The organism is Pseudomonas synxantha BG33R, assembly GCF_000263715.2.
GTDB lineage: Bacteria > Pseudomonadota > Gammaproteobacteria > Pseudomonadales > Pseudomonadaceae > Aquipseudomonas > Aquipseudomonas synxantha_A.
On sequence record NZ_CM001514.1, the window covers coordinates 5,336,450 to 5,357,318 of the forward strand.

General features: G+C 56.2%; 17 protein-coding genes, 1 other RNA gene and 1 pseudogene. 11 read left to right on the forward strand and 8 right to left on the reverse strand.

The genetic code is table 11. The features are described 5' to 3' along the window. Window positions 1-78 precede the first annotated feature (78 nt). Window positions 79-483 (reverse strand): ferric iron uptake transcriptional regulator, encoded by a 405-nt coding sequence (gene fur / locus PSEBG33_RS04275; RefSeq protein ID WP_003194220.1) that lies wholly within the window; start codon window positions 481-483, stop codon window positions 79-81. Window positions 484-581: 98 nt separating this feature from the next. On the opposite strand from fur, the gene PSEBG33_RS04270 reads away from it, so the two are divergent. After that, on the forward strand, window positions 582-1,109 hold the full coding sequence (locus PSEBG33_RS04270) for an outer membrane protein assembly factor BamE (RefSeq protein ID WP_005791510.1): 528 nt from the start codon (window positions 582-584) through the stop codon (window positions 1,107-1,109). A 63-nt stretch (window positions 1,110-1,172) separates the two neighbouring features. On the opposite strand, the gene PSEBG33_RS04265 is transcribed toward PSEBG33_RS04270, so the two are convergent. Together PSEBG33_RS04265 and PSEBG33_RS04260 are read right to left on the reverse strand one after the other, a co-directional pair. Further along, window positions 1,173-1,475, reverse strand: a complete 303-nt coding sequence (locus PSEBG33_RS04265) for an RnfH family protein (RefSeq protein WP_005791511.1) — start codon at window positions 1,473-1,475, stop codon at window positions 1,173-1,175. After that, window positions 1,468-1,902 carry a type II toxin-antitoxin system RatA family toxin gene (locus PSEBG33_RS04260; protein ID WP_005791512.1) on the reverse strand — a complete coding sequence of 145 codons (435 nt, stop codon included), beginning with the start codon at window positions 1,900-1,902 and terminating at the stop codon, window positions 1,468-1,470. Before PSEBG33_RS04260 ends, PSEBG33_RS04265 begins: the two co-directional genes overlap by 8 nt. A gap of 167 nt (window positions 1,903-2,069) precedes the next feature. Between PSEBG33_RS04260 and smpB the strand changes: the two genes are divergently transcribed. Continuing rightward, window positions 2,070-2,552 carry an SsrA-binding protein SmpB gene (smpB, locus tag PSEBG33_RS04255; RefSeq protein ID WP_005791513.1) on the forward strand — a complete coding sequence of 161 codons (483 nt, stop codon included), beginning with the start codon at window positions 2,070-2,072 and terminating at the stop codon, window positions 2,550-2,552. A gap of 36 nt (window positions 2,553-2,588) precedes the next feature. Here smpB and PSEBG33_RS04250 read toward each other — a convergent pair whose 3' ends face one another. Then, a complete protein-coding gene (locus PSEBG33_RS04250) occupies window positions 2,589-3,356 on the reverse strand; it encodes a GntR family transcriptional regulator (RefSeq protein ID WP_005791515.1) in 768 nt (255 codons plus the stop codon). Between the two features lie 250 nt (window positions 3,357-3,606). On the opposite strand from PSEBG33_RS04250, the gene PSEBG33_RS04245 reads away from it, so the two are divergent. The 5 genes from PSEBG33_RS04245 (at window position 3,607) to PSEBG33_RS04230 (ending at window position 10,509) form a co-directional block, all read left to right on the forward strand. Next, complete coding sequence (locus PSEBG33_RS04245) at window positions 3,607-5,301, forward strand: lactate permease LctP family transporter (RefSeq protein ID WP_005791516.1); 1,695 nt, start codon at window positions 3,607-3,609, stop codon at window positions 5,299-5,301. Window positions 5,302-5,371: 70 nt separating this feature from the next. Next, window positions 5,372-8,182, forward strand: coding sequence for an FAD-binding and (Fe-S)-binding domain-containing protein (locus PSEBG33_RS04240; protein ID WP_005791517.1), 2,811 nt, complete (start codon window positions 5,372-5,374; stop codon window positions 8,180-8,182). Between the two features lie 136 nt (window positions 8,183-8,318). Next, entirely contained in the window at window positions 8,319-8,597 is a 279-nt protein-coding gene (locus tag PSEBG33_RS04235; RefSeq protein WP_005791519.1) for a hypothetical protein, read from the forward strand. Window positions 8,598-8,691: 94 nt separating this feature from the next. Continuing rightward, window positions 8,692-9,088, forward strand: a transfer-messenger RNA (tmRNA) gene (gene ssrA / locus PSEBG33_RS29045). Between the two features lie 185 nt (window positions 9,089-9,273). After that, the gene (locus PSEBG33_RS04230) at window positions 9,274-10,509 is read left to right on the forward strand and encodes an integrase domain-containing protein (RefSeq protein ID WP_005791520.1); all 1,236 of its coding nucleotides are present in this window, start codon (window positions 9,274-9,276) and stop codon (window positions 10,507-10,509) included. 665 nt (window positions 10,510-11,174) lie between these two features. Here the strand turns inward: PSEBG33_RS04230 and PSEBG33_RS04225 are convergent. Further along, a complete protein-coding gene (locus PSEBG33_RS04225) occupies window positions 11,175-11,591 on the reverse strand; it encodes a hypothetical protein (RefSeq protein ID WP_032803718.1) in 417 nt (138 codons plus the stop codon). A gap of 186 nt (window positions 11,592-11,777) precedes the next feature. On the opposite strand from PSEBG33_RS04225, the gene PSEBG33_RS29050 reads away from it, so the two are divergent. Beyond that, entirely contained in the window at window positions 11,778-12,404 is a 627-nt protein-coding gene (locus PSEBG33_RS29050; protein WP_005791524.1) for a response regulator transcription factor, read from the forward strand. On the opposite strand, the gene PSEBG33_RS28070 is transcribed toward PSEBG33_RS29050, so the two are convergent. Beyond that, a complete protein-coding gene (locus PSEBG33_RS28070) occupies window positions 12,333-12,893 on the reverse strand; it encodes a response regulator transcription factor (protein ID WP_005791526.1) in 561 nt (186 codons plus the stop codon). The two genes, PSEBG33_RS29050 and PSEBG33_RS28070, sit on opposite strands and share 72 nt — an antisense overlap. A gap of 490 nt (window positions 12,894-13,383) precedes the next feature. Between PSEBG33_RS28070 and PSEBG33_RS04220 the strand changes: the two genes are divergently transcribed. Genes PSEBG33_RS04220 through PSEBG33_RS04210 form a run of 3 tightly spaced genes read left to right on the forward strand, consistent with a single transcriptional unit; the run spans window position 13,384 to window position 18,406 of the window. Further along, on the forward strand, window positions 13,384-15,681 hold the full coding sequence (locus tag PSEBG33_RS04220) for a type I secretion system permease/ATPase (RefSeq protein WP_005791528.1): 2,298 nt from the start codon (window positions 13,384-13,386) through the stop codon (window positions 15,679-15,681). Next, window positions 15,678-16,919, forward strand: coding sequence for an HlyD family type I secretion periplasmic adaptor subunit (locus PSEBG33_RS04215; RefSeq protein ID WP_005791530.1), 1,242 nt, complete (start codon window positions 15,678-15,680; stop codon window positions 16,917-16,919). The genes PSEBG33_RS04220 and PSEBG33_RS04215 overlap by 4 nt, the downstream gene beginning before the upstream one ends. 2 nt (window positions 16,920-16,921) lie before the next feature. Beyond that, the gene (locus PSEBG33_RS04210; protein ID WP_005791532.1) at window positions 16,922-18,406 is read left to right on the forward strand and encodes a TolC family protein; all 1,485 of its coding nucleotides are present in this window, start codon (window positions 16,922-16,924) and stop codon (window positions 18,404-18,406) included. 492 nt (window positions 18,407-18,898) lie between these two features. On the opposite strand, the pseudogene PSEBG33_RS30205 reads toward PSEBG33_RS04210, so the two are convergent. Then, a pseudogene (locus PSEBG33_RS30205) lies at window positions 18,899-19,030 on the reverse strand (OmpA family protein); the annotation flags it as partial. Window positions 19,031-19,912: 882 nt separating this feature from the next. Then, window positions 19,913-20,821, reverse strand: coding sequence for an OmpA family protein (locus PSEBG33_RS04205; protein ID WP_005791534.1), 909 nt, complete (start codon window positions 20,819-20,821; stop codon window positions 19,913-19,915). Window positions 20,822-20,869: the final 48 nt, after the last annotated feature.

Genomic DNA, 20,869 nt, shown 5'->3' on the forward strand with positions numbered 1-20,869 from the left:
TTTTCCTCTTTATAGAAAGCACGAAGGCGACCCTAGGGTCGCCTTCAATCGTTTCGCAGAGCAAAACTGCGTCGATTTTTACTTTTTCTTACGGATGTACAGCACCAGATTATGGTCGACCAAATCGAAACCGTGCTCCTCAGCAATCTTATGCTGCAGCGCTTCGATTTCAGGGCTGGTGAACTCGATAACCTCATTGGTATCCAGGTCAACCATGTGGTCATGGTGACCACCGTCAGCCAGTTCGAATACTGCATGACCGCCGTCGAAATTATGGCGAACCACCAGCCCTGCGGCTTCAAACTGGGTCAGTACACGGTAAACCGTGGCCAGGCCGACGTCCTCGTTAGACTCCATCAGCGCCTTGTAAACATCCTCGGCACTCATGTGGCGTTGCTCAGCAGAATCGAGCATTTGTAGAATCTTGACTCGTGGCAGAGTCACTTTGAGACCGGCTTTGCGTAGTTCGCTATTTTCAACCATGGTTAGCTTTCTCGCGGATGCTGCTTCGCAGCTTCTCTTAATACGGGTATGATCGGCGTTTACGTTGTCCCAGCCAAGATAGTGGAAGTCGCCCACCGATGCAAAACACCAAGCTCTTGCTAACCAGTTTCACCTTTGTGGGACTGCTCGCACTCGCCGGTTGTTCATTCCCCGGGGTTTACAAAATCGACATCCAGCAGGGCAATGTCGTCACGCAGGACATGATAGACCAGTTACGCCCGGGAATGACCCGACGGCAAGTACGGTTTATCATGGGCAACCCCCTGCTGACCGACACATTCCATGCCGATCGCTGGGATTATCTCTACAGCCTGCAGCCTGGTGGCGGTGAACGCCAACAGGAGCGCGTCAGTGTCATCTTCAATGGCAATGACCAGCTCGTGAGCCTGTCCGGTGACTTCATGCCCGGCGTAAGCCGCGATGAAGCCTTGCTGGGCAAGGACAGCGGCACCAACGTGACCGCGCCTGCGCAGGAAGCCGAAAAGCCGAAATCCGAGGTGCCGGCCAAGCCAGGCTCCTTGCTGGACCAGATCCAGAAAGACGTCGACGGTGTCGAAACTGTACCCGTCCCGACGCCACAGCCTCTGGACACCAGCCCGCAATAATTTTGCGGCGCTCGATAAAAAGCCCGGCATGCCGGGCTTTTTGTTGCCTGCCGGTTGGCAAGCTCAGGTGTTTTTTCGCTTGAGCATCGCCGCCTTCGCCGCACGCAGCCTGCGTATTTCCTTGGGGTCTGCCAGTAATGGCCGGTAGATCTCAATCCGATCCCCCGGCTGCACGGCACGCACATCAGCGTCTGCCACCACCTTACCGAAGATACCCAGCGGGCAGTCCGCCAACGCCAACTGCGGAAAATGCTCTGCAATGCCCGACGCCAGCACTGCCGCCCTCAGGCTTGTGCCCACCGGCATCGCCACCGCCAGCAGAACCTGGCGATCCACATCGGCATACACCACTTCAATATCAACCATGCAATTGCTTGGCTCGCTGACAGAAAGCGTCCACCAAGGTATTTGCCGCCTGATTGAACAGTGGCCCCAGCGTCGCCCGCACAATGGGGCCGGCGTAATCAAACGAAAGATCCAGGCTGATCTTGCAGGCCTTATCTGTCAGCGCCTTGAACACCCACACGCCGTGCAGCTGGGTGAACGGCCCTTCCTGCAAATTCATTTCAATGGATTTGCCCGGCACCAGCACATTGCGCGTAACAAAATGCTGGCTGAGGCCACCCTTGGCCACACCAACACTGGCGACCATGTGCTCATCACTGCTCTCCAAAACCTCGGCAGTCGAGCACCAAGGCAGGAATTCCGGGTAACGCGCCACGTCGTTGACCAGGTCATAGAGCGCCTGTGCCGGATAGGGCAGCAGGGCCGAACGTTGAATATGCGTCGTCATGTGAGCGTTACTTCCACTGCTTAAGGCAAACGTCGCGAAAGTACAGCCCGATCCGCGAGAGAAAAAAACCAAAGAACTGCCCGTATTGTCCGGGATTCGTCCAACACGCTCAAGCACGCAGGTTGACCGTAGCCGACACGCTCGCAACTCCCTATAATGCCGCCCCTATGGCTAAACAAAAGAAACACCCCACAGGGACCATCGCGCAAAATAAAAAGGCGCGACACGATTACTTCATCGAACATCGGTTCGAGGCTGGTCTGGTCCTGGCCGGCTGGGAAGTAAAAAGTCTGCGTGCCAGCAAACTGCAGCTGGTCGACAGCTATGTGCTGCTCAAGGATGGCGAGGCGTGGCTGCTCGGCAGTCATATCACCCCGCTGACCACCGCGAGCACCCACGTGATTGCCGACCCGGTGCGCACGCGCAAGCTGTTGCTCAATGCCCGCGAACTCGAAAAGCTCGCCGCGGCCGTGCAGCAAAAAGGCTACGCGTGCGTCTGCCTGTCGTGGTACTGGAGCAAGCACCTGGTCAAGTGCGAAATCGCACTGGGCAAGGGCAAGAAGGAATACGACAAGCGCGACACCGAACGCGAGCGCGACTCCAATCGCGAACTGCATCGCGCCGTGCGCAACAAGGGCAAGGAAGACTAACCCTTGTGATGATGTAGCCGCGGGCAACCCCCGTGGCTACATGCCCTTACGTCGCTCCGCCCGCGCTACCCGCTGAACCTCCTGACGCACTTCCTCCAACACTTCCTGCACGTACAACAGGTGACGTGTTGAAACGTCGCGCGCCTGCTCGGCCCGCCCCTCGATAATCGCCAGGTACAAGTCCCGGTGCTGACTGATCAGCATGTCGCGGGTCTCGGTGCGCTGCTGATACATACCGCCAATATTGGTCACCACGTTGCGCTTGAGCAAGTCGAACAACCCGCGAATGGTGTGCAGCAGCACCGCGTTATGACTGGCCTCGGCGATCGCCAAGTGAAACCTTGCATCCGCAGCGCCCTCCTCCACTCGGCTCACCTCGTCGGCTCGCGCATAGCAGTCCTGCAGCGCTTCGAACGCCGCCGTCAGTCGCTCACGGTCGACCTCGGTAGCACGCAATGCCGCGTAATAAGCACACGAAGCCTCCAGAGTCTGGCGAAACTCCAGAAGGTCGCGCTGCGCCTCGGGATTGTTTTCCAGCAGATGCAGCAGCGGATCACTGAAGGTCGAACCCAGGGAATCCACCACATAGTTGCCGCCGCCCTGTCGACTGACCAGCAACCCCTTGGCCGCCAACTTCTGGATCGCCTCACGCAATGAAGGGCGCGACACACCAAACTGTTCAGCCAAAGCGCGTTCGGCCGGCAAGCGCTCGCCCGACTTCAACGTGCCCTCAAGGATCATGCCCTCAAGCTGCTCGACAATATCGTCAGACAAACGGCGCTGACGCACCTGATCAAACCCCATAACTCACTCTCCACCATCCCGACCACTCGCCGGGGCCCCTATTCTGGCCTATCGCCGCGCCCGCAGCACCTATCAGAACACCTTCGATTTACCCGATCAGAACACTCGACAGCCACTCTCAGACCAAAGTTTGACGAGCGGCAAATTGACACACCCCTGCCAAGGCTCTTAATCTAGCCCACAGCGATTGTAAATTGGTATTACCAATTATCCAAGCTGATCAAACAACAACAATCAGGGGCCACCCCATATGCAAACCTGGCAACAGCTCTACAGCCCTCTCGGCAGCCTCGGCCTGTCCGCACTGGCCGCCGTTATTCCAATCGTGTTCTTCTTCCTGGCCCTGGCCGTATTCCGCCTCAAAGGCCATGTGGCCGGCAGCATCACCCTGGCATTGTCGATCCTGGTCGCCATATTCGCCTTCCAGATGCCGGTCGACATGGCCCTGGCAGCGGCCGGTTACGGTTTTGCCTATGGCTTGTGGCCCATCGCCTGGATCATCGTGGCGGCGGTGTTCCTCTACAAGCTGACGGTCAAGAGCGGGCAGTTCGAGATCATCCGCAGCTCCGTCTTGTCGATCACCGATGACCAACGCTTGCAGGTGCTGCTGATCGGCTTCTGCTTTGGCGCCTTCCTGGAAGGCGCGGCCGGGTTCGGCGCACCCGTGGCAATCACCGCTGCGTTGCTGGTGGGCCTGGGCTTCAATCCGCTGTACGCCGCGGGCTTGTGCCTGATCGCCAACACCGCGCCGGTGGCGTTCGGCGCACTGGGCATTCCGATCATCGTCGCAGGCCAGGTCACCGGCATCGATGCGTTCAAGATCGGCGCCATGACCGGCCGCCAACTGCCGCTGCTGTCGCTGTTTGTGCCCTTCTGGCTGGTGTTCATGATGGACGGCCTGCGCGGCGTGCGTGAAACCTGGCCGGCAGCCTTGGTGGCCGGCTTGAGCTTTGCCGTCACCCAGTACTTCACCTCCAACTTCATTGGCCCGGAACTGCCGGACATCACCTCGGCACTCGCCAGCCTGATCGCCCTCACACTGTTCCTGAAAATCTGGCAACCCAAGCGCACCGCAGGCGCGCAGATTGCCGGTGCCACCTCCAGCGTAGCGGTCACCTCCAGCGCCGGCGGCTTCGGTTTGCCGCGCAGCACAGTGGTTTCACCCTACAGCCTGGGGCAAATCTTCAAGGCCTGGTCGCCGTTCCTGATCCTGACCGTGCTGGTCACCATCTGGACCCTCAAACCCTTCAAGGCCATGTTCGCCGCGGGCGGTTCGATGTACAGCTGGGTGTTCAACTTCGCGATCCCCCACCTGGACCAATTGGTGATCAAAGTCGCACCCATCGTCACCAACCCCACCGCCATCCCCGCCGTCTTCAAGCTGGACCCGATTTCGGCCACCGGCACCGCGATCTTCTTCTCCGCGCTGGTCTCGATGCTGGTGCTGAAAATCGACATCAAAACTGGTCTTACCACTTTAAAAGAAACCTTCTTTGAGCTGCGCTGGCCGATCCTGTCCATCGGCATGGTGCTGGCGTTCGCCTTCGTCACCAACTACTCCGGCATGTCCTCGACCATGGCCCTGGTACTGGCTGGCACCGGCGCCGCCTTCCCATTCTTCTCGCCATTCCTCGGCTGGCTGGGGGTTTTCCTGACCGGCTCGGACACCTCATCCAACGCCCTATTCAGCTCGCTGCAAGCCACCACCGCCCACCAGATTGGCGTCAACGACACCCTGCTGGTAGCGGCGAACACCAGCGGCGGCGTGACCGGCAAAATGATCTCGCCGCAATCGATCGCCGTGGCCTGCGCAGCCACGGGCCTGGTGGGCAAGGAGTCCGATCTGTTCCGCTTTACCCTCAAGCACAGCCTGTTCTTTGCCACCATCGTCGGGTTGATCACCCTGGCGCAGGCGTACTGGTTCACCGGTATGCTGGTGCACTGAGACCTGCACGTAATAGGGTAAGAATCGACGCCGGACAACGATGCCGGCGTCTGCTATTTCTGGAGGACCGATGAGCCTGCCTGCTGCTTTTCTCAGCGACGTCGCACAACTGATCCCGCAAGATCGCCGCTTCGACGATCCACTTTCCACCCTCGCCTTCGGCACCGACGCCAGCTTCTACCGATTGATCCCACAGCTGGTGATCCGCGTGGAGTCAGAAGACGAAGTCGTCGCACTGCTGCAACTGGCCCAGCGCGATCACGTGCCGGTGACCTTCCGGGCAGCGGGCACCAGCCTGTCCGGCCAGGCCATCAGCGACTCGGTGCTGATCGTGCTCGGCGACAATTGGAATCACCGCGAAATTCGTGGGCAAGGCACACAGATCCGCCTGCAACCCGGCGTCATCGGCGCCCAGGCCAACGCCTGGCTCGCGCCGTTCGGGCGCAAGATCGGCCCGGACCCGGCGTCGATCAACGCCTGCAAAATTGGCGGCATCGTTGCCAACAATGCCAGCGGCATGTGCTGCGGTACGGCACAAAACACCTATCACACCCTGGCGGGCATTCGTCTGGTACTGGCCGATGGCAGCCGCCTGGACACCGAAGATGCCGCCAGCGTGCAAGCCTTCCGCCAAACACACAGTGCACTGCTTGAACGCCTGGCCACGTTGGGCCGCGAGACGCGGGCAAACGCTGAACTGGCTGCGAAGATTCGCCACAAATACCGTCTGAAAAACACCACCGGCCTGTCGCTCAACGCTCTGGTGGATTTCGACGACCCGCTGGATATCCTCAGCCACCTACTGGTCGGCTCCGAGGGCACCCTGGGGTTTATCAGTGCGGTCACCTACGACACGGTGATCGATCACCCGAACAAAGCCTCGGCGCTGATCGTGTTCCCGGATGTCGAAACATGCTGCAACGCAGTAACGGTGCTGAAAACCCAGCCGGTTTCCGCCGTTGAGCTGCTGGACCGACGCAGCATGCGCTCGGTACAAGACAAACCGGGTATGCCCGCATTCGTACAACACTTATCGGAAAATGCCTGCGCACTGCTGATCGAATCCCGCGCGGCCTCGCCGTCATTACTGCACGAACAACTAACGCTGATCATGGCCTCTCTGGCGGCGTTTCCCGTAGAAAAACAGGTCGACTTTACCGAAGACCCCGTGGAAAACGCCCGCCTGTGGGCGATCCGCAAAGACACCTTCCCCGCCGTAGGCGCCGTGCGCAAAACCGGCACCACCGTGATCATCGAGGACGTCACCTTCCCCGTCGAACAACTGGCGATCGGCGTAAACCGCCTGATCGAACTGTTCGACAAACATCACTACGACGAAGCCATCCTTTTCGGACACGCCTTGGAAGGCAATCTGCACTTTGTGTTCACCCAGGGCTTCAACAGCAGCGAAGAAGTCGCACGCTATCAAGCGTTCATGGACGACGTCGCGCAACTGGTGGCGGTGGAATTCGGTGGCTCGCTGAAGGCCGAGCACGGCACTGGTCGCAATATGGCGCCGTTCGTTGAACTGGAATGGGGCAGCGACGCCTATCAATTGATGTGGCAACTCAAGCGCCTGCTCGACCCCAACGGCATCCTCAACCCGGATGTGGTGCTCAGCGCAGACCCGCAAATCCACCTCAAACACCTCAAGCCCCTGCCCGCCGCCGATGAGCTTGTGGACAAGTGCATCGAGTGTGGCTTCTGCGAACCCGTGTGCCCCTCAAAAGGCCTGACCCTGAGCCCGCGCCAGCGCATTGTGATCTGGCGCGACATCCAGGCCAAACGCCGCGCAGGCGTAGACACCACCGAACTGGAAGCGGCCTACCACTATCAAGGCATCGACACCTGCGCCGCCACCGGGCTATGCGCCCAACGCTGCCCTGTAGGCATCAATACCGGCGACCTGGTGAAAAAGCTGCGCAGCTGCGATGCCGACCGTACGAAAACCGCAGAATGGCTCGCCAGCCATTTCGCCACCGCACTGCAAGGCGCGCGCTTCACCCTGCACGTCGCCAATGGTGCACGCATGTTATTGGGTGCCCCGCGCCTGACAAAGTGGTCGGCCACCGTGAACAGACTGTCCAAAGGGCAAATCCCGCAGTGGACCAATGCCATGCCACAACCGGAAAAAGCCATTCGCTTCAGCCCGCCGGTAATGGATGAGCGCCCGCGAGTGATCTACCTGGCCGCCTGCGTCTCACGCGCCATGGGCCCGGCTGCCGGCGATAAAGAACAGATGTCGCTGTACGACAAAACCCGCAACCTCCTGGAAAAAGCCGGTTACCAGGTCGTATTCCCCGACAATCAAGACAACCTGTGCTGCGGCCAGCCCTTCGCCTCCAAAGGCTACGCCGAGCAGGCCGAACACAAGCGCCAGGAACTGATCGGCGCCCTGCTCCACGCCAGCCGAGGCGGCCTCGACCCAATCTATTGCGACACCAGCCCCTGCACCCTGCGCCTGGTACAAGACCTCGGCGAAACCCGCCTGGACCTCTACGACCCGGTACGCTTTATCCGCACCCACCTAATGGACCGCCTCGACTTCACGCCGCAGGAAGCCCCCATCGCCGTACACGTCACGTGCAGCACCCAGCACCTAGGCGAAAGCCAGGCCCTGATCGAACTGGCCCGGCGCTGTGCAAAAACCGTCGTCATCCCCGAAGGCATTCACTGCTGTGGCTTTGCCGGCGACAAAGGCTTCACCACCCCGCAACTCAACGCCCACGCCCTGCGCTCACTCAAGGACGCCGTGCAATATTGCAGCGAAGGCATCTCCACCAGCCGCACCTGCGAGATCGGCCTGAGCCAGCATGGCGGCATCGACTACCACGGCCTGGTCTACCTGGTAGACCGCGTCACCCGCGCCCGCGCCCACTGACCCGGCAAAAAAACCGAACCCTGACGCACCGGCGCAGTCATCTGCATAGGCCTCGACCAACGAGGCCCATCAGTGATGTCGCTGGCAGCGGTTACACGCCAGCAGCGTCGAGCCCTTTTGCGCAAGGAGACACCCTATGAAGCGTTCCGCTCTTGCTGGCTTGTTCATGACCGCTGCGATGCTCGCCTCCCCCGCTTTCGCTGCCGGTGACAAAGACCTGTGCCAGATCAACCTGGACAAAATCAACAACGGCAAAGCCCTGCTCGCCACCGACACCAGTGGCAAAAGTGGCGAAATAGACACCGCCGTCTCCCAAGCCAAGGCCGCCCACGCCGCAGGGGATGACAAGAAGTGCATCGAAATCACCTCCAAGGCCCTGCAAGACCTGCAGAACAGCGAGAAAGGCGGTCAGTAAGCGATAGGGCCAACCTTCGGGTTGGCCTTCGCTGAGCTTTTGGCGTACACTGCACAGGCTTGTCACTCACTAAGAAACAACGAGTTACAAGCACGGGGCCGTTTAGGATTCGACGCCGGTCGCGAAACTTTAGGTGCATGCCGAGTTGGTAACAGAACTCGTAAATCCACTGTTGCAACTTCTTATAGTTGCCAATGACGAAAACTACGGCCAGGAATTCGCTCTCGCTGCGTAAGCAGCCTTAGCCCTGAGCTTCTGGTACCTTCGGGTCCAGCAATCACCAGGGGATGTCTGTAAACCCAAAGTGATTGTCATATAGAACAGAATCGCCGTGCAGTACGTTGTGGACGAAGCGGCTAAAACTTACACAACTCGCCCAAAGCACCCTGCCCTTCGGGTCGCTGAGGGTTAACTTAATAGAAACGGCTACGCATGTAGTACCGACAGCGGAGTACTGGCGGACGGGGGTTCAAATCCCCCCGGCTCCACCACTTCAACATCTAAAGACGTCCACGGACGTCTTTTTTTGTGCCTGTAATCCAGCAAATACGGGGCTTTCAGGGCCATCAGCGTCCAAAGACGTCCGATAGAATCTACAACCATTGGTATTCCACATGGTATTCCAAGCCCTTCAGTGGTAATTTTTGGAATACCGAACGATGTCGTGGAATACCTCATGTGCGCCCAAGCCACCCGCCTCTCTGATCGTCAGCTCAAAGCTATCAAGCCGAAAGATAAAGATTACGTCCTCAGCGATGGCGACGGCCTTCAATTGCGAGTGAGAATCAATGGCTCTACGCTATGGAACTTCAACTACCGTCATCCGGTAACGAAGAATCGTATCAACATGGGACTCGGCACCTACCCAGAGCTCTCTCTCGCGCAAGCAAGAAAGAAAACGGTCGAAGCCAGAGAACTGCTTGCACAAGCCATCGACCCGAAAGAGCAACGCAATGCGTTGACGCAAACAAAAAAAGCAGCAACTGAGCACACGTTCGAGAACGTAGCTGCTACTTGGTTTGAGCTAAAGCAGGATGTCGTTACACCGGCCTATGCCGAAGACATATGGCGCTCTCTCATCCTGCACGTATTTCCAAAGCTCGGAACTACACCTCTCTCGCGAATCACTGCGCCAATGGTCATCGAATTGCTCCGCCCCTTGGAAGCGAAAGGCAGCTTGGAGACAGTGAAGCGACTGACTCAAAGGCTCAATGAAATCATGATCTATGGCGTGAACTCGGGGGTGATCTTCGCCAATCCTCTCAGCGGCATCCGGGGCGTTTTCAAGAAACCGAAAAAGCAGAACATGGCGGCTCTTCGACCAGAAGAACTGCCAGAACTGATGATTGCAATCGCCAACGCGAGCATCAAAAGGACAACCCGCTGCTTAATCGAATGGCAGCTTCACACCATGACGCGCCCTGCGGAAGCCGCTACAACTTGCTGGGCTGACATCGACCTCGAAAGGAAGATCTGGACAATCCCTGCCGAACGCATGAAAAAGCGACGCCCACACGCCATACCGCTGACCGAGCACGCACTTGCTCTGCTGGAGACCATCAAACCCTATAGCGGCCATCGAGAGTTTGTATTCCCTGCTGACAGAGACCCGCGCACTCACTGCAACAGCCAGACAGCCAATATGGCGCTGAAGCGGATGGGCTTCGAAGGGCGCTTGGTAAGTCATGGCATGCGTTCAATGGCGAGCACCATCCTCAACGAGCACGGCTTTGAGCCTGAATTGATCGAGGTTGCGCTCGCCCACGTCGATAAAGACGAGGTACGCAGTGCCTACAACCGTGCGGACTACATCGACCGCAGACGCCCAATGATGAACTGGTGGAGCGAACACATTCAAGAAGCCGCCACTGGTAGCCTTTCCGTCTCAGCGGTTCAAGCAAGCCGAGGCTAGAAAGCTGTATCGATACGCTAGTCAATCAATACTTAGTCACTGGCCGCAACTTTACAGACAAAGGGGGCGTTTTAACGGGGGACTTAAGCCCTTACCCAACGCGAGATCACCGCGTATACGCGCCCCTAATAGATCGACTGTTCACTGCTGCGGCAGTGCAATTTTGAAATCTAATTTTCAAGAAAATCGGTCGGAACCGGCCTTTTATGATCGGAGATAATCAGCCAATAGTGGCTATTGGCAAACTAGAAAAAACACTTAAAAAGCCAAAAACAACATGAAATAGCAGTCAAAGCTGGTCCCACCTCCTAAAAACGGAGGTGGTTGATTTAAAGCTAGCTTATGAAAGACGGTGTCGCTGGTAGGCCGATTCCAATATAGTGGCGGACTCCACTTGAAGCTCGAAGTAGTAATGCTCCGAATCTTCAAACCAACCTTCTACTTTGTGAGATCTAGCGACTACATATCCAGCCGGATCGATCCAGATGACTGCGCCGTCGGAAAATAACGGTGAGACTGCGACGTGCTTAACTACAAACTGAATCGCCCCGGGTTCTATAGTGACCTTGCAAGCTTATGGCGAAAACAAAGTACTATTTTTCACAGTGATGATTGGCGATAGGTCTATATACTCTCAGGTTGACGCAGTTCTGTGCTTCAAAACGTTAACCCCCCATGCGAAACGCTTCCACAGGGCCGCTAGAGGCACGCCTTGGTTTGGTGAACCTTGCCATAAACTTCTGTAAAACTTCGTACTCAGGCAAACCACCACTAAAGCAGGCCTCTCCTTTCACTAAGATCGGTATATTGTGGTCATGAGGTGAGCACGCATAAAGGAAGAGATTCCTAATATTGAAGCCTTTGAAGCGGTTCACCTGCGAATGCTCCAGTATCAAAACCGAAAGGGGCGCAATAAGAACGTCAAAATTTTTCAATCCATATCGATTTAACAACAATCCCTCTTCAACGTTTGAGGTTGCAGCAACGCAGTAACACCCCATCATGTTAAGCATTTTCTCAATAAGCTGTGCCTGAGCAAATACCGGCTCGATAATCAGCACTCTGGTATGTTTATCAATCATTTCCCTCATCCTGCCCAACGCAATTTTTAGTTGAGGCTCTAATAAATCAGAGGGCTAGACTGTCAACAAAGCAAAGTAATTAAACTGAGACTTGTCTCAAAAGTCGCACTCAAGGGCTACTTTACTAGGCCGAATGGCTAGGAAATACATTAAGCTTTTTTGACCGTTTGCTTGGTGTATTCAACCATGGCCCATCAAATACTTATCGTTGACGATCATCCCACCGTGCGCATGGCGATCGCTCATCTATTGAAAGCAGAAGGTCTGCACGTTGCCGCTCAGACTGACAACGGGGTCGATGCATTGCGCCTGCTGGCAACGCTACAGCCTTGCACAGTGATCCTTGATATCGGAATCCCCGGAATCGATGTTTACACAGTGATCAACCGCATTTTAGCGCGAAAGTGGATGGTCAAAATCATTGTGCTGACGGGACTGGAACCTGGCCATATCGCATCTCGCTGCCTGCAAATGGGAGCTCACGGCTTCGTTAATAAGCAGAGCGATTTGCGCGAGCTGGTAAACGCGGCAAGGGCCGTTAATGCCAACTACAGTTATTTCCCGAGCCAGACTTGTAGCTCGGCGGGTGGTATAACAGGGGGCGAAGAACAGAAAAAACTCGAGACACTGTCAAACCGTGGACTGAGGATTTTACAGCACTTGGCCCAAGGCATGAGCAATAAGGAAATTGCTGACCGTATGTTATTAAGTGGCGAAACAATCAGCACCTATAAAAGGCGCTTACTTCAAAAACCAAATGCAACGTCCACTGTGAAACTCTTTGTTATCGCCAAGCGCAATAATTTGACGTAACCACCTAAAGAATAAAACCTCTTTCAAATGTATTTGCAACTTGAAAAACTCGGTATCCGTGCGGACCCCGAGCTTTCGAAATGCTGCCTGCTTTTGTCCGCTGATGGTCTTGCAACTGCGCAAACATTTGGTAGCAATCTGAGACACCGACATTCCTTCCAAGCAGCAGCGTAGCACCTCGCTTTCCTTCGGAGAGAGTTCAGGGTGGTCTGCCAGTACCTTGTCCCCATCGAAAGACTGATCAATATCCACAGCCTGCGGAGTTGGCAGTTTATCCAGCTCGGCCGCCATGGCCGGCGCCAGATAAATACGCTCGAGCGCCAACATACGGATAGCCCGCAACAATTCGCCTGTTTCCTGGGATTTGCCCACAAAACCGTTGGCACCAGCGCGAATACTCATGCTCACGGTCGCGGGGCGTTCCGATGAAGAGAAAATCACAATCCTTAGATTGGGATAGTGGGCTCGCACCATTTGAATCAGACGCAAGCCATCAAGTTCATTTCAGTCAGTTGGTAATCGACAAATCAGCTTCCTGACCGCGCAGCCCTTCGATTAACGCCCAACTGGTGCAGTAAACGCCGACCAACATGAAGTCAGATACCAGCGACAGCCGAATTTCAAAGCATCTCTAATCAGCGCGTGATCGTCCAAGAGGACAACCGCGCAAAGTGTACACTACACACCATTTCATAGACGACCGCTCTTTTGGCTGGCGGAAATTCCCCGACAAATCTCACGCAAAAATATCTCACAACTTAGCTCAAACTCTTACCCAAATAGAATGCGGATGTGATCCAACCATCAGTGCCAGCCTGAAGTTCGTCCGGACATAAGAGTTTATCGCGATTACTTACGGTTTGAGACAAGTCTCGTTCTCCCAAGTTGACCCGATTGTCAGAATTATCAGACAGATTTCGGCTGATGCACTTGCCGTGAAGCGTGCCATGACTTCTGCAATCTACTCAGGATCCCATTGATGTCTAACAATAGCACTCCTGTCGAATCAGGGAATGACAGCGCAACTGTGCCCACTCCAAAGCTCCAGATCGAAGACACGCTGCTGCAAAGTGTCTCGTGGTTATGCGATTACTATGGTGTGGGCCGTTCACCTGAAGCGCTCACAGCAGGCCTGCCCAAGGTGGGCTTGCTCTCGCCGTCCCTTGCCTTGGCAAGCATGGCTAATGCTGGCTTGTCTGCCGGGTTGGTGGAGCGCCAGGTACGTGCCCTACCTGAGCAACTGCTGCCGATCATTCTGTTGCGACAAGGTCGGGGCGGCTGTGTGTTGGTAGGTAGACGTCTCGATCCAAATGCAGAAGACAAACGCGCCTGCCTTTACCAAGTGATCCTACCAGAAATTAATACTGAGCCCGTTGAGATTCCTCAGGCCGAAATGGATGAGCTGTACGCAGGTTTCGCGATCCTGGCCAAGCGCACCGCAAAAGTCGACACCCGCGCCGGAGAAGAGACTGCACGCCCAGCGGGGCACTGGTTACTGAGTACCCTGTGGCGCTACCGCCGCTACTACCGCAGTGCGGCTATCGGTGCGGTGCTGATCAACGTGCTGGCCCTGGCAAGCATCTTTTTCACCATGAACGTATACGACCGTGTGGTCCCGAACCAGGCATTTGTCACCCTCTGGTCGCTGGCCATCGGTGTTGTGATTGCAATGGTTTTCGAGGCAGTTGCTCGTTATGTACGGGCACACTTGTTGGACCTCGCTGGTAAAAAAGCCGACCTGGTACTGGGTACCATGCTTTTCAGGCAGGCACTTTCAATTCAGATGGAGCACAAGCCAGCTTCCTCCGGATCGTTCGCCAACCAGTTGCGAGAGTTTGAATCGGTACGAGACTTCGCTACTTCCGCCACCCTCGCGGCCATCTCCGATTTGCCTTTTGTGTTGATGTTCGTCGCGGTGATCTTCTTCGTTGGCGGCCCATTGGGTTGGGTCCCCATGCTACTGATCCCACTGATTGTGTTGATTAGTGTGGGTATCCAGTGGCCGCTTGCCCGCACCATGAAAGAAAACCTGCGCGAGTCTTCCCTCAAGCAAGGCGTACTCATCGAGTCGATCGAAGGCCTAGAAACGCTCAAAGCGGTCGGCGGCGAGGCCTACATGCAGCGGCGTTGGGAAACCTTCAGCGCCTTGGCTTCCAGCACTTCAATGAAGTCGCGCCAATTGTCGAGCGCCGCCAATGGCACGGTGGCTTTCTTCCAGCAAGTCCAGACGGTAATGCTGATTGTAATCGGTGTCTATCTGATCGACGCAGGTGACCTCTCCATGGGTGCCCTGATCGCCACCGTAATGCTCGCAGGTCGTGCCACAGCCCCATTGAGCCAAGTGGTAGGGCTGGCCCTGCGTTTTCAGCAGGCCAAAGCGGCCCTGCAATCGTTGAACAAGCTAATGGCAATGCCTGTGGATCGTGATGCGAGCCTTGAATACATCACCAAACCCGCGCTGACAGGTCAACTGACCCTCAAGAACATCGCTTTTGCATACCCGGCACCGCCGATGCAACCCAATCCGCCGGTTTTGCAGGGTATCAACCTGTCGATAAAACCCGGTGAACGCGTGGCAGTTCTCGGGCGTATTGGCAGCGGTAAGTCGACGCTGTTGCGGGTGATGGCGCGTCTGTATTTACCCGTAGGTGGGCAGATGTTCACATATGGCTTGGATGTGAATCAAATTGACCCTGCTGATTGGCGCAAGGCCGTTGGTTATGTAGGCCAGGATGCACGGCTGTTCTACGGCTCCCTGCGTGAAAACGTCATGCTAGGCCGCCCCGAAGCGAGCGCAGAAGAGTTTTTACGCGTGCTGCGTCTGACCGGCCTTGATGAGGTCGCCGCGCGCCACCCCAAAGGCATCAACTTGCCTATCGGTGAGATGGGCGAAGGATTGTCCGGAGGTCAGCGTCAGTTGGTCTCCCTAGCTCGTAGCCTGTTGGCACGCCCATCACTGCTGCTGCTCGACGAGCCCACCAGCGCCATGGACACCCAGACCGAAGCACTGTTTCTGCAGCACCTGCAACGCGCCACTGAAGGCCAGACCCTGGTGGTGGTGACCCATCGCCCATCGTTGCTCGGTTTGGTGGACCGTATCGTTGTGGTGGACGACGGCAAAGTCGTCGCCGATGGCCCCAAAGACACAATCCTCGCAGCCATGAGCGGTAATACCCGCAGCACCGAAGCTTCGGCTTCTGCCAGCGGCCGTGCGGCGCCATCGATGAATGTGAAGTCGACCAACAAACCCCAAGCCAACATGGAGTCGGCTAAATGATCCGTAGATTATTTAACCGCCGCGACCGTGCACCTCTGAGAGCGGGCGACGCGTCTTATATAAACGATATTCAGGAATCACTACTGACTCAGACCACACCCGGGTCGCGCTTGGTATTGCATCTGATTGCAGCCGTATTGGTAGGTGGTTTGGTTTGGGCGCACTTCGCCCGCGTGGAAGAAATTACCCAGGGCGAAGCAAAGGTTATTTCCAAGAGCCGTGAACAAGTCATACAAAGCCTGGAAGGCGGGATCCTGGCGCAGATGAATGTTCGCGAAGGCGACATAGTCAAGAAGGGCGATGTGTTGCTTAAGATCGACGCGACCCGAGCGCAGGCCAGCTACCGCGAAACCCTGTCCAAAGTCATTGGACTTAAGGGCAGCATCACCCGCTTGCGCGCTGAGGCCTACCAGCAACCGTTGGAGTTCGATGAATTAGTGAAAACCGATCCGGCGGTAGTACAGCAGGAGATTCAGGCTTACAACGCACGCAAAAATGCCCTCAATACCAGCATCGACGGCTTGCAACGCAGCTACGACTTGAGCATGCGAGAGATCCAGCTTGCCGAACCATTGGCCGCTAAAGGGCTGATGTCCGAAGTGGAAATCTTGCGTATGCGCCGCCAGGCAAACGAAATCAAGTCGCAGATTGTTGAACGCACCAACCGCTACCAGGCCGAGGCCAACGCCGAGCTGGCCAAATTCGAACTGGAACTTTCGCAAACCAGTGAAAATCTGGTGGGCCGTGCCGACGTAGTGGAGCGCACCACGATCACCGCCCCGGTGCATGGCACGGTCAAGAACGTACGTGTCAATACCCACGGCGGCGTAATCCAACCAGGCGAGCACATTCTGGAAATCGTGCCACTGGAAGATCAGTTGCTGGTGGAAGGCAAGATTCGCCCCTCTGACGTGGCGTTCCTGCACCCCGGGCTTGCGGCCACGGTAAAGATCACCGCCTACGACTACAGCATTTATGGCGGGCTCAAGGGCACCGTCGAACACATTAGCCCGGACACCCTAAAGGATGACCAGAAAGCCGCCGCCGGCCGTGCTGATGACACTTATTACCGTGTGCTGATCCTTACCGACAGCAGCAGCCTTGAGGCGGGCGGAAAACCCCTTCCAATCATCCCAGGAATGGTCGCCACGGTTGAAATCCGTACCGGCGAAAAAACCATTCTCGATTACTTGCTCAAGCCCGTGCTCAAGGCCCGGGAAGCTTTCCGGGAGCGCTAACCATGACGTTTAAATTTGCGGGTGCACAGTCGACACTGGCCGCCCATTTGGCCTCACTGTGTCTCTTTGGCGCGCTGGGGTTCAGCCCTGTTCAGGCAGATAGCCAACCAGACTTGCTTAATTTTCAACCCGTAAAGGCCGAAAAGGCCAAGCCTACAGCGTCGTCGCGCACCGTCTCGGCACCACAGGTTCACAGCGTATCGGCGTTGGCCTATGCGGCGTTACCGGCACGCATGGCAGCCCGCGCCCAGGGAGCACGAATTATTGCCGGGCCGTCTGAGCTGGAACTGCGTGGCATTTTCCGGCACGCAGTGGAAGCGGCAATTGACCGAAGCCCTCAAGTACTACGTTCAAAGGCGGAACAACAGGCTTCGCAATCTGATGTTGATGAAGCCAAGGGGCAACGCTGGCCGCAGATTGACGTAGGTACACAAACCCAGGCAATGCAATTCGGCAAGGGCAAGGACAACGAGCAGGGCAGTGGTGGTCTCAACCTCGCGGTGTCTACCATGGTATACGACTGGGGGCGCCTGGATAACACGATCGAAAGTCGCAAGAAGCTGACAGTTGCCGCGGATGAAAGTCTAGATGCTGAGAGGGAAAACACCGGGTATGAAGTGGTGACTACGCTGATTGAAATAGGTAAGCAGCAGATCGTCGTTGATCTCAGCCAGCAGTTTGTCGACCGTATGCAGGAGTTGGTGAAGATGCTCGCCGGCATCGTTGCAGTGGATCAGGGTCGGGCTAGTGAATTGACCCAGGCCAAGGCGCGGCTTTTACAGGCCCAGGCGCTTCGTGATGCTGCTGAAGCAAAGGTACGCGATGCAGAAATTACTTTGCGCAAGCTGGTGGGCGAACGGCCAATTCCTATTCCACACAGCAAAGAGTGGAACATCGGTCTGACCCAGCTCGAAACCTTGCTGGATGCTGCCAAAAATCACCCAACGCTTCGCCAGGCCACTGCTCAGGCTGAATCCGCTGACTTGCAAGCCGAGGCCGTGCGCGCTTCCGGGCTGCCCCAACTCAATTGGGTGATCAGCAAGAACACCGCCGAGGATTCAATTGGCCGTGAGCAACCCTGGCAGACTAACCTAAGTGTTACATGGGGCGCGTTCCGTGGTGGCTCCACCCGTGCCGCCGAACGTGCGGCTCTCCAACGCGCCGACGCGAGTCGCCAGGAAACGGAGCAGCAACGGCAGGATCTGGAATTTCGTATTCGCACCGCCGATAACGATGCTCGCGCTCAACTGGAGCGCGCCGAGTTGTACCGTGAACTGTCGGCTGAGTCAGACCGTATTCGCGATGCATTTTTCCAGCAGTGGCACCATCTCGGCAAACGCAGCTTGCTCGATGTGCTCACGGCTGAAAACGACCATTACGGCAACCAGGTGAGTGAAATCAGCAACCGCTTCGATGGCTACCAGTCGATTGTGCGTCAATATGCGAGTGCTGGTACATTGATGCGCTGGTTAAAGGACGAGCGCTGATAAAGAGAAAATTCTTAACGGTGCTAGATGTGTATACCAACATATCAACGGGATGGAAGACTTGGAATCCTTCGATAATTAAAAAATTTTCCTTTTTCCTCAGCCGTTGTTGTTCTCGGCTGTGAGCGTGTTGGCCCTACCTGATCAGCCCCATCGTTGTAGTGACACGTCGGGCCAACCCGATATTCGCAGCCTCGAAGAGCTCAATGGGCTGAAACTCGCGTTGCTCCCCGGTATCACCAAATTGCCCGTTGAAAGCGTGACCGCGGCTTGTAAATGTTAATGGCAGGTAAAGTGGAGGGCAGCGTACAAACCCAGTTCTGTAACAACTCTAATGGAAAAGAACGCATTTCACGGGGTGGAAGCATTCAATTCGACTTCCATGGTCACTTGCTTGTTCGGCGCATAGCACGCCACTTCCTCTTCATTGTTGCCATATCAAGTGTTAACCACAGGCTCACGGTTCCCCGCGCTTTCTGTGCTGATCAGTGTTTATGCGATTCCGGCGTCAACCAGCATTTCACGTACTGTGTCAGCTCGTTGATGGCCAAGCATCTCGTTGCGAGCGGCATTGCCCATGGGGTCGGTGTGGCCGGTGATCACAATATGATATTTGATTTGCGCCTGGCCCCTGCGTAACTCTTAGATTAGCTGGCGGATTGCCTAATGACCCGTTCCGGAGATGTACTGGCGTGAGGTTTGCCTAGGAGCGAACCGCACATTTCCTTTCTGGCTGTAATGCTTAGTCGGGCCGACGTTTTTCAAAAATGCGTGATGACGTCAAGTCTCCACGCTGTCTACCCTAGAAAGGACGTGCACTTGAGCACGGGTGCCTTTCAACTCAGGCGTTGCTTCTTCTCGTCTGACCGGCTGCGGGAAAGTATTACCGTCTTCGCGCACGCGCAGGAAATAGGCCTGCCCAGCCTGAAAATTCGCCTGTTAGAGGTCGTTTTTCTTACCTTGGTATCTGGGCGCGTCTAGCAGGTAAGCGCCAAGCGTGCGCGTACCCGGCGCCAGGCAGAAGCGTGTATAGCCCCCGGGAGCAAGCCAGTGTGAAACTGGCGGTCAATACATACGTGGGCGGCGCTCTGGCGTTGAGCACTCAGCACTGGCCGATAATAGATGACTTGTACTTGGCCAACCGCCACCGGTGCAGCTTCTTGATACGGCGGATAGAAAACCTTGACCGGGCCGCTTTTGGCACTCGCGTCTATTGATTCGCTGGTCCAGAATAGCAGTGAGCCGACTAATGCAACGGTCGTTAAAAATAAATTGAAAGCCATAATGTGCGCCATGGGCGCCGAGTCTGTGGCACCTGAAGAATCGAAGGTTTGATAAACCAGCAGGCCAAATTCCGGTCTACTGCCTGAAATTAATTCTGGATCATCCCCCTAGCGGCCCTATGAGATCCGTCTCATATACCCGTAAAAACTTGCGCTTAGCGTTTTTAAAGGCAAGAAAAACCGGCGTAGATCACTACGCCGGTTTGCTAAGAGTTGAAGTGGATTACGGCAGCAAGTCGACCCTCACAACTACACGACGATCCGGGGCATAACACGCAACTTGCTCTGCATGCGAGCCTTGGCAATCGCTGCTGACAGGTTCGCTTGAGCCTGCGCTGCTGACACTAATGTGGGTGGAGGCAAGCCCACCGTCGACCAACAGACGACGTACGGTCTGTGCACGCTTGAGTCCCAGCGCGTGATTGGCAGCAGGTTTGCCGATGGCATCGGTGTGGCCGATCACTTCCATTTGCGCAAGGTTTGCGTGCTCGCTACGTAGCTGGCTGATCAGGTGTCGAATGGCCTTGCGTCCCGACACAGAGATATCTGCATAGCCAGACTTTCCGAAGGCAAACAACACGTCACCCGAGAGCGAGTAGTCCTTGAATGGTGCCACAGCAGGAACTGGTTGGTAGTCACAGGCAACGACATGGGAAGCGCGGGAAAGTGCATGCAATTGCTGGCGCGTAGCTGCCAACTCCGTCTCGGCCTGGGCACTCGAAACGGCCTGTGGCGCGGTGCTGGCACCCTCGCTGACCTTCAAAAAGTAGGTCATCCCACCGGCCAGTTGAGCACTGTAAACATCGGTGTTCTTGCCTCTGTACTGCGGCGCATCGTTGAGGTAAGCACCAAGCGTATGCTGGCCGGGCTCGACGCAAAATGCGGTATAACCACCCGGCAGCAGCGCGCCTTGAAACTCGCGATCGACGTAAACGTTTGCGGCACCCGCTTGAACATTGGCGGCAGCCGAGCGGTAATACACCACTTGAGCCTGACCACTGGAAACCGGTGCGACGGCGGTGTACTCATTGCCGAACGCTTTAGGGAAAGTGCCTTCGGCCATGGCCGAAGGTACGCTGTACAGGGCCACGCTCAGTAGTGAGATATGAAAAATCATTGTTCGCTTAAACATGCTTATGACTCCACCACGGGCACTTACAGATACCCAGGGTTTTGAAAA